Source organism: Ruegeria sp. HKCCSA071 (assembly GCF_017872555.1).
Classification (GTDB): Bacteria; Pseudomonadota; Alphaproteobacteria; order Rhodobacterales; family Rhodobacteraceae; genus Ruegeria.
The window spans coordinates 760,871-774,119 of the sequence record NZ_JAEDOX010000001.1 but is presented as its reverse complement, the minus strand read 5'-3'; the positions used below and the strand labels follow the sequence as shown (position 1 = coordinate 774,119).

Annotated in this window: 11 protein-coding genes and 1 tRNA gene; 11 read left to right on the top strand and 1 reads right to left on the bottom strand. The window is 55.1% G+C overall.

What is annotated here, in order from left to right:
• Positions 1-246 precede the first annotated feature (246 nt).
• A complete protein-coding gene (miaA, locus tag I9188_RS03880; RefSeq protein WP_209504111.1) occupies positions 247-1,140 on the bottom strand; it encodes a tRNA (adenosine(37)-N6)-dimethylallyltransferase MiaA in 894 nt (297 codons plus the stop codon).
• A 97-nt stretch (positions 1,141-1,237) separates the two neighbouring features.
• On the opposite strand from miaA, the gene pyrH reads away from it, so the two are divergent.
• The 11 genes from pyrH (at position 1,238) to I9188_RS03825 (ending at position 13,248) form a co-directional block, all read left to right on the top strand.
• A complete protein-coding gene (gene pyrH / locus I9188_RS03875) occupies positions 1,238-1,990 on the top strand; it encodes a UMP kinase (RefSeq protein ID WP_209504110.1) in 753 nt (250 codons plus the stop codon).
• Positions 1,991-2,252: 262 nt separating this feature from the next.
• Positions 2,253-3,479 carry an aminotransferase class V-fold PLP-dependent enzyme gene (locus tag I9188_RS03870; protein ID WP_209504109.1) on the top strand — a complete coding sequence of 409 codons (1,227 nt, stop codon included), beginning with the start codon at positions 2,253-2,255 and terminating at the stop codon, positions 3,477-3,479.
• Between the two features lie 48 nt (positions 3,480-3,527).
• The gene (locus I9188_RS03865) at positions 3,528-4,952 is read left to right on the top strand and encodes a deoxyribodipyrimidine photo-lyase (RefSeq protein ID WP_209504899.1); all 1,425 of its coding nucleotides are present in this window, start codon (positions 3,528-3,530) and stop codon (positions 4,950-4,952) included.
• Positions 4,953-5,021: 69 nt separating this feature from the next.
• Positions 5,022-6,233 (top strand): cyclopropane-fatty-acyl-phospholipid synthase family protein, encoded by a 1,212-nt coding sequence (locus tag I9188_RS03860; RefSeq protein ID WP_209504108.1) that lies wholly within the window; start codon positions 5,022-5,024, stop codon positions 6,231-6,233.
• Positions 6,234-6,244: 11 nt separating this feature from the next.
• Positions 6,245-6,685 carry a TrgA family protein gene (locus I9188_RS03855; protein WP_209504107.1) on the top strand — a complete coding sequence of 147 codons (441 nt, stop codon included), beginning with the start codon at positions 6,245-6,247 and terminating at the stop codon, positions 6,683-6,685.
• A gap of 26 nt (positions 6,686-6,711) precedes the next feature.
• Positions 6,712-7,827 (top strand): NUDIX domain-containing protein, encoded by a 1,116-nt coding sequence (locus I9188_RS03850; RefSeq protein WP_209504106.1) that lies wholly within the window; start codon positions 6,712-6,714, stop codon positions 7,825-7,827.
• A gap of 68 nt (positions 7,828-7,895) precedes the next feature.
• Positions 7,896-8,930: a cysteine synthase A gene (locus I9188_RS03845; RefSeq protein WP_209504105.1), complete on the top strand. Its 1,035-nt coding sequence runs from the start codon at positions 7,896-7,898 to the stop codon at positions 8,928-8,930.
• Positions 8,930-11,356 (top strand): DUF3772 domain-containing protein, encoded by a 2,427-nt coding sequence (locus I9188_RS03840; protein ID WP_209504104.1) that lies wholly within the window; start codon positions 8,930-8,932, stop codon positions 11,354-11,356. The genes I9188_RS03845 and I9188_RS03840 overlap by 1 nt, the downstream gene beginning before the upstream one ends.
• 142 nt (positions 11,357-11,498) lie before the next feature.
• A tRNA-Ser gene (locus I9188_RS03835) sits at positions 11,499-11,588 on the top strand.
• Positions 11,589-11,812: 224 nt separating this feature from the next.
• Positions 11,813-12,193 carry a group 1 truncated hemoglobin gene (locus I9188_RS03830; RefSeq protein ID WP_245223696.1) on the top strand — a complete coding sequence of 127 codons (381 nt, stop codon included), beginning with the start codon at positions 11,813-11,815 and terminating at the stop codon, positions 12,191-12,193.
• Positions 12,190-13,248 (top strand): adenylate/guanylate cyclase domain-containing protein, encoded by a 1,059-nt coding sequence (locus I9188_RS03825; RefSeq protein ID WP_209504102.1) that lies wholly within the window; start codon positions 12,190-12,192, stop codon positions 13,246-13,248. The genes I9188_RS03830 and I9188_RS03825 overlap by 4 nt, the downstream gene beginning before the upstream one ends.
• Position 13,249 lies beyond the last annotated feature (1 nt).

The window sequence follows — 13,249 nt, the reverse complement described above, 5'->3', positions numbered from 1 at the left end:
CCCATGCCGCCATTCGGCACCAGAAATCACTCAACGTCAACGTTCGGAATCGACATAAAATGCACAAAAACGACGTTACCGCATTGTTGATACTTCGATAGGGATATTCCTATGTGACACACCGCAGAGGGAGAACCTTGCGGAATTTCGAAGTCAAATTACTGATAAAAGACGAGAAACTTCTTCTTTATCTGTTGATCAAATTGCTTTCGCTATCAAATCCAGAGGAATGAACAACACCAGATATCACTTTGAGAAATCGACGTGATTCCATGTTTTCATTCTGGTCCGGAACCATGTGCGTTGACGTTTGGCAAATTGCCGGGTCGAGATCGTGGCCCGTTCACGGGCCTGATCCAACGTCATCATTCCATCCAGATAGGCCATAAGCTCTGGCACACCAATGGCTTTGCAGGCGGGCAGTACGGGGTCGAAACGATCCCGCATCGCGCTCACTTCGTCAATTGCACCCAGTTCAAGCATCTGATCAAAACGGCGTTCAATCCGATCCAGAAGCCAAGCTTTGTCGACGTCAAAAACGATAGGAACTGCATCATTCAGCCGTATTATTGGCGGTGGCGTATCGGCCTGCCAAGATAACAGGCTGCGCCCCGTGGCACGCTGCACTTCCCAAGCGCGCTGCACGCGCGCGCGGTTCTGCGTATCCAGGCCAGCCAAAGTCTGTTCGTCAACCCCGGCGACAAGCTCGGCAACGGTCAGCAAGTCTGCTTCGGCCCGCACCTGCACCGGAGTTGCGGGGATCTCGGCCATGCCTTGGGTCAGGGCCGAGAAATACAATCCTGTCCCGCCGACAATGATTGGCCGCTGGCTCCCGGTCAGCAGTGGCACCACTTCTCGCAGCCAGTGACCGGCTGAATAATCCTGATCATAGGCGATGTGACCATAGAGCAGATGCGGTACGCGTGCTTCTTCTTCGGCAGATGGTCGGGCCGAAATCACGCGCCAACAATCATAAACCTGACTTGCATCGGCATTGACGATGACCCCGCCATAGCGTTCGGCGATCTCCAGCGCCAGCGCTGATTTCCCGGATGCAGTCGGCCCTGCAATCAGGACAGGTTTGTCATCGGGAATAGGGGGCAATTGCCGAAATATCGCGTCTGTTGATCGCCGGGTCATATGCGGTTGCCTCAATCCTCACCAACCGCATTGAACCTGCGGAGCTTTTGCTTCATTTTGCGCCGGAAATTAACCCCGTGCCAGCCCGGAGCGCAACATGAGCCTTTCCCCGTCTTCTGAAACTGCCGAAACCCCGAAAACCACATACAAACGTGTCATGTTGAAAATTTCAGGAGAGGCATTGATGGGGGATCAGGGCTTTGGCCTGCACCCGCCAACCGTTCAGCGCATCGCGCAAGAGGTGAAATCGGTTCACGATCTGGGCGTTGAGATCTGCATGGTTATCGGTGGCGGAAACATTTTCCGGGGCCTGAGTGGATCTGCTCAGGGTATGGAGCGGACCACAGCAGACTATATGGGGATGTTGGCCACGGTGATGAACGCACTGGGTATGCAGTCTGCCCTGGAAGAGATCGGGGTGTTCACTCGGGTCATTTCGGCCATTCGCATGGATGAAGTGTGCGAGCCTTATATCCGCCGCCGCGCCGTACGGCACCTTGAAAAGAAAAGGGTTTGCATCTTTGCGGCCGGTACTGGCAACCCGTATTTCACCACCGACACCGCGGCGACCTTGCGCGCCAATGAAATGGCGTGTGAGGCGATTTTCATGGGCAAGAACGGTGTCGACGGCGTTTACGACAAGGATCCCAAACAACATGCCGACGCGGTGCGTTATGACACGGTCACCTATGACGACGTTCTAGCCAAGCGGTTGCGGGTCATGGATGCGTCAGCCATCGCGCTGGCGCGTGACAACAACCTGCCTCTGATCGTCTTTGGTCTGGATGAGCCCGGAGGTTTCCGTGGTATTCTTGCAGGCGAGGGGACATATACCAAAGTTCAGGGTTGAGGCCCGAACGAGACCCGCCCCAGAGTGTTGGAAATTCAGCCCCGGCAACCCCGCCGGGCTTTTTCTTTTGCTTCAGCTTGACGGTCGCGGATGGTGCTGTCTAAGTAGCGTTGTCCTTCCGAAGTGAAGGGCTGCCCGGTGTTTCGTCAGCTCATGGCGCAAGCACAGGCTGGGCTGGAAGACCTGCCATGATTTCTGAGATGTCCGGAAACATGAGCGGGCATCTTGTTGATATGACAGCACAACTAAGGAGCAATGAGGCATGAGCTCTCTGGATATCGATTTCGTTCGGGCACAGTTTCCGGCTTTTTCCGAACCCAGCCTGAAAGGACAGGCGTTTTTTGAGAATGCGGGCGGGTCATATACCTGCAAGCCGGTGATCGACCGGTTGACGCGGTTCTATACGCAGCGAAAGGTTCAGCCCTACGCCCCTTATGAGGCCAGCCGTCTTGCAGGTGCCGAGATGGATGAGGCACGCGCGCGCATGGCTGCCATCCTTGGTGTTGAAACCGATGAGCTGAGCTTTGGCCCTTCGACCACACAGAATACCTATGTTTTGGCACAGGCGTTCAGGCAATGGATGAAACCTGGCGAGGCGATTGTCGTGACCAATCAGGATCACGAGGCAAATTCGGGCCCATGGCGTCGTCTGGCCGAGGCAGGGATTGAGGTGCGGGAGTGGCAGATCGATCCTGAAACCGGATCACTGAACCCGCAGGATCTGGAAAACATGCTGGACGAAAAAGTGCGTCTGGTCTGTTTCCCGCATTGCTCCAATGTCGTGGGAGAGATTAACCCGGTCACCGAGATCACTGCGATTGCCCACGCGGCTGGTGCATTTGTCTGCGTGGACGGCGTATCTTACGCCCCGCATGGGTTTCCGAATGTTGGCGATCTGGGGCCGGACATCTATCTGTTTTCAGCCTATAAAACTTACGGCCCGCATCAAGGCTGCATGGTCATTCGCCGAACACTGGGAGAGTTGCTGCCCAACCAAGCGCACTACTTCAACGCCGACGTTCTTTACAAGCGCTTTACCCCGGCAGGCCCGGATCATGCTCAGATTGCGGCAAGTGCAGGTATGGCCGATTACGTTGAGCTCCTTTGCACGCATCACGGTGGGCCTGACGCCGGCGCAGCAGAGCAGGGTGCCTTTGCCCATGACCTGATGCGCGCGCATGAGGTGTCCTTACTTCAACCGGTTCTGGATGCGGTTAAGGACCGCAACGCGGTACGTCTGATCGGCACTTCAGATGCCACCCGGCGTGCGCCGACGGTAGCGCTGTCGCTGAACCGTCCCGCTGAGTCAGTTGCAGCGGAACTGGCGCAATACGGTGTTATGGCTGGTGGCGGCGACTTTTATGCTGTGCGCCCATTGCAAGCGATGGGAGTAGATCCGGCACAGGGCGTTTTGCGGGTCAGCTTTACGCATTATACCTCGCAGCAGGAGATTGATCAGCTTTTGGAGGCGCTTGAACGCGTTTTGTGATCCACTCTGCTTGGGGCTTCGTAGAACGAAGAAAACCTCAGGGTGGATATGGAAAACGAGCCGTCTCCGATCATCTTATGGTTCCGACGGGATCTGCGCCTGTCGGACCATTCGGCATTGACTGCTGCTGTTGCAAGCGGCCGTCCGATCATACCAGTCTTTGTTCATGACCCTCTTGTGCAACACCTTGGCGCGGCCCCGAAATGGCGGTTGGGGTTGGGTCTGGAGGTCTTTTGCGACGCTCTGACGAGGCTTGGTAGCCGTCTGATCCTGCGGCGTGGCGATGCGCTTGAGCAATTGCGGACACTTGTCAAAGAGACGGGCGCAAAGGCTGTCTATTGGTCGCGGGCCTATGATCCAGCGTCGATCAGACGCGATACACAGATCAAAACGGCGCTGTCCGAACTGGGTGTAAGCGCAAAGTCGTTTCCTGGTCATTTGCTTTTTGAGCCCTGGACAGTAGCAACAAAGCAGGGCCAGCCGTTTCGTGTCTACACCCCTATGTGGCGCGCGGTTCAGCGGCGGGACGTGCCAGCGCCGGATGCGTTGGTGTCACGCTTGGCGGGGCCTGCAACCTGGCCTTCCAGTGATAAACTGAGCACCTGGCAGATGGGTGCGGGCATGAACCGAGGTGCTGCAATCGTGCGCCCCCATGTTCAACCCGGCGAGCAGGCCGCCCGCGACCACCTTGAGCACTTGCTCGACAAGTTACCCGGCTACTCCATTGATCGTGACCGGTTGGATCTGGACGGAACATCAAACCTGTCAGAATACCTTTCATTGGGCGAGATCGGGCCACGTACTGTCTGGCACAGGGTTCAACAGGCTGCGATGACGGGAACCCCCGGCGCTGAGGCATTTCTGCGGCAGTTGGTCTGGCGTGAGTTTGCCTATCACCTGATGTATTACTCACCGCATCTGCTGACCGATAACTGGAAAGCGGAATGGGATGATTTCCCTTGGAATATCGATCCGCACCACCCTGAAGTTGCCGTCTGGAGACAGGCCCGAACCGGAATTCCTGTGGTCGATGCGGGCCTGCGGCAGATGTATGTGACGGGCCGTATGCATAACCGGGCCCGGATGATAGTGGCCAGTTACCTGACCAAACATCTGATGACACACTGGAAAATCGGGATGAGTTGGTTCGAGGATTGCCTGATTGACTGGGACCCAACCTGTAACGCCATGGGCTGGCAGTGGGTTGCGGGATCAGGCCCCGATGCGTCGCCCTTCTTTCGTATATTCAACCCCGAAAGGCAGGCCGAAAAGTTTGATCCGCAGGGGTCTTACCTGCGGCGCTGGATCGCCGAAGGCCAGACGAAACCCAGTGACGTTGCACTTTCCTATTTCGCTGCGGTTCCCCGGTCATGGAACCTGTGTCCGCAGGCGGATTATCCCGAGCCTGTCGTGAAACTGGCGGATGGACGAAACCGCGCCTTGCGTGCGTATGAAAGCCGAAAATCCAACTAAGGAACTGAAAACTTGCCAGAAACAGAATCGCGGCCTAGCCTGAGACCTGTGCCGCAGAGGGGAGAGCGGATGGTGCTGACGACGACAGAGGGGCAGTCGGATCTGCCCAGGTATTTCGCCCAGGTCTTCAAGATGCTGACCAGAATGGAGTCGGGGCGACTAGACATAACATTGCCAGATGGTCGCATCTTTCGCGCAGAGGGACCCAAGGCAGGGCCTGTTGCTCAGATCGATATCCACGACAGAGATGTTTTTGCCCGTCTGATCCGCGAAGGCGAGCTGGGGTTTTCTGATGCGTATCTTGAGGAGGGCTGGAGCACGCCTGATCTGCGCTCATTTATGGATCTTGTCCATCTGGGGTCCGAGACCGTCTATGACGGGTTTACTGGGAAGTTCCTTGTTCAGGCCTATGAACGGCTGCGGTTCTGGCTTCATCGCAATAACCGGACGCAGGCGAAAAAGAATATCTCGTACCACTATGATCTGGGCAATGACTTCTACGGTTTGTGGCTGGATGACACTATGACTTATTCCAGCGCTATCTTTGAAACCGGGCAAGAAAGTCTTGAGAAGGCGCAAACTGCGAAATACGCCAGCCTTGTCGATGAAATGGGGGCCAAACCCGGCGACCACATACTGGAAATCGGATGCGGTTGGGGCGGTTTTGCCGAATATGCCGCGAAAGAGCGGGGTTTGCATGTAACCGGCCTTACGATTAGTGAGGAGCAGTTCAAGTTTGCCAATGAACGTATTGAAAAAGCGGGACTTTCTGATCGGGTGAAGTTCAAGTTGCAAGACTATCGCGACGAGCGTGGGCAATATGATGGCATCGCCTCTATCGAGATGTTCGAGGCGGTCGGTCAAAAATACTGGCCGGTTTATTTTGAAACCGTTCGTGAACGGCTGAAGCCGGGGGCGCAAGCGACCTTGCAAATCATTACGGTAGGTGACCACCGCTGGGATTATTACAAGAACGGTGTTGATTTCATTCAGAAATACATCTTTCCGGGTGGAATGCTTCCGTCACCTTCGATCCTGCGGCAGCAGATCAATCAGGCCGGTCTGAATGTGGTGAAGTCGAAAGAATTCGGCAAAAGTTACGACCTGACGCTGCGGCGGTGGTATGAAACGTTCAATGCAAAATGGGAACAGATCGCAGACCTGGGCTTTGATGAGCGTTTTCGCCGCATGTGGAATTATTATTTGACAGCGTGTGGCGCAGCCTTTGACACGCGCAATTGCGATGTGACACAGATCACCGTAGCAAAGCAAGTTAACTGACGGACCGTAACATGCCCACTGCCTCGCGTCTTGTAGCCGCCGTTTGCCTCATCGTGCTGGCATTCATTGTCTCTGGCATGATTATCGAGAACGGCGAAGAAGGTAAGGATTACGGGTACTTTACCCTGGTTAACATGGGCCTTGGCGCGGTTTGCGGGTGGGGCATCATGGGCAAGCGTGCAGGGCGCGGCTGGACTGCTGGGATCAATAACGGACTAACTGGTGTCGCCTCGCTGATATTCTGGGCGTTGTTCGTGCAGGGCTGTTACGAAATGTTCCGACTTGCCATGCGCAACCGTTACGGTGGCCCATTTGAGGCCATACTGGCCATTTTCAAGATCGGGATTGAGTACGGTAAGCTGCTGATTTACCCGGAAATCCTGATTGCATTCCTAATTGGGGCTGTTGTCTCGGGGCTGGCCACAGAACAGGCCAGCCGGTCGTGGCGCTGATCCGTTACTGACAAGAGAGATCGAATTTGTCTGATTTGTTCTTTTATGGAACGCTGCGACACTTGCCGTTGTTGGAACGCGTTCTTGGCCATCCTCTGAGCGAAACCAAAGCGCGGCCCGCCCAACTTCGAGGCCACGCTGTCCATTCTGTTCAGGGGCAGGATTTCCCAATGATCGTGGAAATGGAAGGTGCCAGTGCCGAAGGTCTACTGGTGCAGGAATTGTCGTCTGTGGATCTGGCCAGGCTGGATTATTACGAAGGGTCTTTCGACTATGATCTGAAGTCTCTGAGGGTCGAATTGGAAGACGGAACCGAGGCTCAAGCTCAGGTCTTTTTTCCTGCCCCCGATGCCTGGAGACCGGGTGATTTGTGGTCGCTTCAGGACTGGGCGGACAGATTGGGTGAACTTACAACGCTCGCCGCTGAGGAAGAGATGGCCTATTTCGGGAAGGTCGATCCCCGGGTCATGGCCCGCAGTGTTCGCGCCACGCAAACCCGTGCCTGGTCAAAGATTATGGCCGGGCAACGGCGAACCGGTGATCCGCGGGACATTGCAAAAGACGTGATCGTGCATCGCCATGACCGGGTGTATCTTGATTACTTCGGGATGGAGGAAATTGATCTGCAACACCGGCGGCATGACGGCAGCATGGGTCCGGTTCTGCGCCGTGGAAGCTTGTTGCAGGGCAGTGCGGTCGCCGTTCTGCCCTATGATCCGGCCAAAGATACCGTTTTGATCGTGGAACAGTTCAGACCGCCAGTTTTCCTGAACAACGATCCGGAACCCTGGCTTTGGGAAGCGGTAGCTGGGATGATTGATCCGGGCGAAACACCCGAACAGGCCGCGCATCGCGAGGCGATGGAGGAGGCGGGTATTCGGTTTGACAGGCTGGAATATGCTGGCGGTGCTTATACCTCGAGCGGATCTTCCACCGGGTTCATGTATCTTTATGTTGGTCTGGGTGAGTTGACGCACACCACAATCACTGGCGGCCTTGACACAGAAGGTGAAGACATCCGCAGTCAAATCTTGCCATTCGGTGAATTCATAGACATGACGGATCGCCATGTTTTCAAGGATCTACAATTGGTGTCTCTGGCTTATTGGCTGGCCCGCCACCGGGATAGATTGCGCGGGTGACTATCCCGCTTGTGGTCGCCGCGGTGCGGCTGTAAATCTTCGATGGTACAAAACGACAAGGGGCCGTCATGCGCATTGCACGAGATCTTGCTGACGCAGTAGGAAAAACACCGCTGATCCGGCTGCGCCGCATCAGTGAAGAAACTGGTTGCGATATTCTCGGCAAAGCCGAATTCATGAACCCCGGCCAATCCGTCAAGGATCGTGCAGCACTCTATATTATCCGTGACGCAGTCGCGCGGGGCGATTTGAAGCCCGGCGGCACCATTGTGGAAGGCACCGCAGGCAATACCGGTATTGGCCTGGCGCTGGTGGGTGCGTCAATGGGGTTCAAGACCGTGATTGTGATCCCGGAAACCCAGTCGGAAGAAAAGAAAGACATGCTGCGGCTGGCCGGTGCACAACTGGTTCAAGTTCCGGCCGCACCTTATCGTAACCCCAACAATTTTGTGCATTATTCCCGGCGTTTGGCCGAGAAATTGGCGCAGACCGAACCCAATGGGGCGATCTGGGCCAATCAGTTTGACAACGTGGCGAACCGGCAGGCCCATGTTGAAACCACAGGACCCGAAATCTGGGAACAAACAGATGGTAAGGTCGACGGGTTTATCTGTGCTGTCGGGTCGGGCGGTACGTTGGCCGGGGTTGCCGAAGCGCTGCAGCCCAAGGGTGTGAAAATCGGTTTGGCCGATCCCATGGGGGCGGGTCTCTACTCTTACTACACCACCGGTGAAATCGCGATGGAGGGAGGTTCGATTGCCGAAGGTATCGGACAGGTGCGGATAACAAAAAATCTCGAAGGGTTCACGCCGGATCATTCCTATCAAATTACTGACACCGAGGCACTGCCTTACATCTTTGACCTGCTCCGCGAAGAGGGGCTGGTTATGGGCGGGTCGACCGCAATCAACATGGCGGGCGCTGTGCGTCTGGCCAAGGAAATGGGGCCGGGCCACACGATTGTGACCGTCCTCTGCGACTATGGCACACGGTATCAGTCCAAATTGTTCAACCCGGACTTTCTGCGCGGAAAAGACCTACCGGTACCGAATTGGATGACCGAAGCACCGCGCAGCATTCCCGGCGTTTTCGAGGACGTGTGATGCCTAAGCAGGTTCGCCTGTTTCTGACACTGGTTTTTCTGTGTCTTGTCGGGTTCGCAGGCGGTGCTGTTGCGCAGCTGACCGACAGGCAAAGCGAGTATTACCGGGGCTGGATAAAAACAGCGGACCGTGCGGAATCCGTGATCGAAGCGAACCGTGCTTCAAATGCGGCATTCGAGAATTTACGTTCCGAAATAAATGGTTACCGCGAGGACTTTAACAAGGCGCGCAGCGCCAACACGGATCGTATCGCAACGCTGGAAAGCCAGATCAAGGCGCTTGGTCCGAAACCCGAAGGGGACGCGACCGAACCTGAAGATATTGCTAAATTGCGAACTCATCTTAATGATCAGCTCAACAGTTTGCGCGTGCCTCGCATCATTTCCGAAGAAGCGTATAGCCGCGCAAACGGATTGATCAGTGAAATCGACCAGATTATCCGGAAACGGCAAACGAAGGAGTTTTTCCAACGCGGTCCGTCGCCGATCAACCCCGTATATTGGGGACCTGCGTGGCAGGATGTAAAAGAAGCGCTTTTGAGCCTGGCGAATGAAATATTTGCCAACCTGCGATCGGACGTTGTCAAAGAACGCATCCGTGATCGCGGTTTGGGCATTCTGTTTTTAGTGATCCTCGCGGCAGTTCTGCTGATCTTTGGCAAGCGTTGGTCAGAGAAGGGCGGCGACTATCTTAGATTGCTGGGTGGAGCCGGGACAGGTGCCTGGTCCTTCATCATTTCGCTGCTGCGGATCCTGTTGCCCTGGATTGGTGTCGTTGCCGCCATTACGGCGATCAGCCTATCGGGCATTCCGGGCCTGCGCGGCAGTTTGTTGCTGGAAAATATCCCGTATTGGGCGGCAATCGCCTTATTCTACGACTGGATCGGCCGACAGATTTACGTGATTGGTGCTTCGCAGGGGTTCAAGCGGCTGTCTGCCGCGCGGATCACCGAGTTGCGCATCTACATCGATCTGTTGGCTTTGATGCTGATCCTGCATGAATTGGCGCTTCTGTTCCAGCAGATCGAAAACGTCTCGGACGCGACCCGTGCGGTCATCAGTTTCCCCGTGATCGTCGGAACGGCTTTGCTTTTGCTCCGTGTGCGCCAAATCCGGACGAACGACCACCTGCTTGATCAAACGGCGTCCACAAGGGCGGCCGGATTCAGCCAAATGGTGGAATTCCTGCGCAAGGCCATGTTCCTGCTGGGGATCGCAACACCCGTACTGGCACTGGTCGGCTATACTAATGCGGCCGAAGCGATCGTGTTTCCGGCGGTAAAAACGCTGGTTCTGATTGCCGCTCTGGCAATTTTTCAACGGTTCGTCAGTCAGATATACGGATGGATCACAGGGCAGGGCGACGCTGCGCGCGACTCACTTTTTTCGGTCCTGGTGGGCTTTGCACTCGCCATCCTCGCGCTGCCTGTTTTAGCGATTTACTGGGGTGCGCGCGAAACCGACCTGCTTGAAGTATGGTCACGTCTGTTGCTTGGCTTTGACATTGGCGGTGTCACGATCTCGCCCAGCAATTTCCTGACGTTTATCGCGGTATTCGCAATCGGATATACGCTGACACGGTTGTTGCAAAGCGGGTTGCGCAACTCGCTGTTGCCCAAAACCAGCATCGATCCGGGCGGGCAGAACGCGATTGTCGCTGGCTCGGGGTATATCGGGATTTTCCTGGCCGCTCTGGCCGCGATCATGGTCGCGGGGTTTGATCTGTCGTCGCTGGCAATTGTTGCAGGTGCACTGTCTGTCGGTATTGGCTTTGGCCTGCAAACGATTGTGTCCAATTTCGTGTCCGGTATCATCCTTCTGGTCGAACGGCCAATCTCTAAGGGTGACTGGATCGATGTGAACGGGATGATGGGCTACGTACGTGACATTTCCGTCCGCTCGACCCGTATCGAGACGTTCGACAGATCGGATGTGATCATCCCGAACTCGGACCTGATCAGCGGCGTCGTCACGAACTACACCCGTGGCAATACTATCGGCAGGGTGATTGTTCCGGTCGGTGTCGCCTACGGCACAGATACACGGCTGGTCGAGACTATTCTGGGTGAGGTCGCAAACAACCACCCGATGGTGCTGGCCAACCCGGCGCCCAGTGTGGTTTTCCAGGGATTTGGAGCGGACGCGCTGGATTTTGAAATCAGGGCGATCCTACGGGATGTGAACTGGGTTCTGTCCGTCAAATCCGACATGAACCACGAAATCAACCGACGCTTCCTAGAAGCAGGCATCGAAGTGCCCTTTGCACAGCGCGATATCTGGTTGCGCAATCCCGAAGCATTGCCGACCTCGAACAAGGTCAAAGAGGTTGGATCAGCGTCCAAACAGAACGCAGATGAGTTGACGGCAAGACAGCCAGTGGAACTGACCGAATCTGATCTGGACCCTGACGCTGGCGATGAATTATGACGACCAATCGGAAAGCTGAAGGGGGAATTTCTGGTCGTTTGACACTCCGGGAAGACTGCCGGATTTAATTGATCCTTTCCGGTGATTTCACCGAATTGGGGCCTTGCAAATCTCATGACATTGGTCCAAACATCGCCGGCACGGAGAGGTGGCCGAGTGGTCGAAGGCGCACGCCTGGAAAGTGTGTAGGCGGGGAACCGTCTCCAGGGTTCGAATCCCTGTCTCTCCGCCATCACTCCCTTGGACAGAAGCCCAAACCCGCCCCGGCGTCTCGGCTGTGTACAACTTAGTTTCGTTTACCACGCCGGGTCTTCGAAAGCGCAGGATCGTACTTCCCGGACACTTTTGCTTTTCCTAAAATGAACGCGCGTTAAGCCGGAAAACGAAAAAAATACCACAAACATTAACAAAAATGTCCATTTGATATAGAATTACAGTGTTTTTGTTCGGTAACTCTTGGGTTTTCGTGTGGCGCAAACGCTTTATGATAAATACGGTGGCTTCAAAACGATCAGCCGTGTCGTGATGACCTTCTATGAAATAGCGTTGGATTCGGATGACATCGGCCATTATTTTGAAGATATAGATATGCCGCGGCTGATTGATCATCAGACGAAGTTTGTATCGTCCCTGATAGGCGGACCGGCGTCATTCAGTGATGACAGGATCGAAGCCGTACACAGGCATCTGAGTATCTCACATGACGAATTTGATGTGATGGCTGAGCTGTTTGGCGAAGCGCTGAGCGTGCATGGTATGTCCGATCAGGATATCAAAACCGCGCTGGCCGCAATTGAAGGGAAGCGTTCAATTATCGTCGCCCGAAACGCGGCATGAGCATTCATGCAATAAACGAACAGCTGTTACGCGCCATCGGTGTCGGCATTGCCGTGGTGCGCGCCTCGGATCTTCAGTTCGTTTTTCATAACGGGCCGTTTTCGGAGTGGTTTGGAACCCCCGAGAACGGCAGTACTCTTACGGACATTCTGCCGGCCCTTGATCCCAAAGAATTGGAAGACGTCAAGCAATCGGGCTTGAGATATTCGGTTGAATTGCAAATCAAGCCGAAGCGGCGGACCTTGATCTTTGCAGTCGCAGTTTCGTTGGCCAAAGGGCTTTCCGAGCAGGTTCTGATTGTCGAATGCCAGAACATCACGCGCATTCGCGAGCTGGAAAGCATGATCGACAGCTACTCCACTATGGTCGAACGCAACACGCGAGAGCTGGAGCGCGAGAAAGAACGGGTTGAACGGCTGCTTCTGAACCTGATGCCACGGGCCGTTTATGAAGAGTTCAAAACCTTCGGTGTTGTCACTCCGCAGCTCTACAAGCAGGTGTCCGTGGTCATGCTGGACTTTGTGGGTTTCACCGATTTCGCGGCCAAGACCGACCCGACAGTGACCCTGAGCGAGTTGAACGACATTTTCACAGCGTTTGACAGGATCGTTGAGCAATTCGGGTGTGAAAGGATCAAAACAATTGGTGACGCATATCTTGCGGTCTCAGGCATGCCTGACCCGACACCCGATCACGCGACTGCTGTGGCCCATTGCGCGGTACGTTTCCTGCGCTATCTCGAACGCCGTAACGAAAGCCACCCGCACAAATGGCAGGCCCGGATCGGTTTGGGGATGGGGGCCGCGGTCGGGTCTGTCGTGGGTATTCAGAAATACGTCTACGACGTTTTCGGTCCGGCGGTAAATATCGCGTCCCGACTGCAAATTTTTGCCAATCCTATGAAAATCGTTGCGCCGGAAGAAATGAAATACGCCCTTATTGACGAATTTCAGGTCTCGGACTTGGGACGTGTTGACATAAAGGGAATGGGCGAGATGAATCTGATCAACGTAACGTCCGGGCTGAGCTTACCGCAAAGCAGCCGAACGTTTTGAC

Excerpts from the sequence above, each read along its gene's own strand:
- miaA (WP_209504111.1), bottom strand. The coding sequence starts at position 1,140 with ATGACCCGGCGATCAACAGACGCGATATTTCGGCAATTGCCCCCTATT.
- pyrH (WP_209504110.1), top strand. The coding sequence starts at position 1,238 with ATGAGCCTTTCCCCGTCTTCTGAAACTGCCGAAACCCCGAAAACCACA.
- I9188_RS03870 (WP_209504109.1), top strand. The coding sequence starts at position 2,253 with ATGAGCTCTCTGGATATCGATTTCGTTCGGGCACAGTTTCCGGCTTTT.
- I9188_RS03865 (WP_209504899.1), top strand. The coding sequence starts at position 3,528 with ATGGAAAACGAGCCGTCTCCGATCATCTTATGGTTCCGACGGGATCTG.
- I9188_RS03860 (WP_209504108.1), top strand. The coding sequence starts at position 5,022 with ATGGTGCTGACGACGACAGAGGGGCAGTCGGATCTGCCCAGGTATTTC.
- I9188_RS03855 (WP_209504107.1), top strand. The coding sequence starts at position 6,245 with ATGCCCACTGCCTCGCGTCTTGTAGCCGCCGTTTGCCTCATCGTGCTG.
- I9188_RS03845 (WP_209504105.1), top strand. The coding sequence starts at position 7,896 with ATGCGCATTGCACGAGATCTTGCTGACGCAGTAGGAAAAACACCGCTG.
- I9188_RS03840 (WP_209504104.1), top strand. The coding sequence starts at position 8,930 with ATGCCTAAGCAGGTTCGCCTGTTTCTGACACTGGTTTTTCTGTGTCTT.
- I9188_RS03825 (WP_209504102.1), top strand. The coding sequence starts at position 12,190 with ATGAGCATTCATGCAATAAACGAACAGCTGTTACGCGCCATCGGTGTC.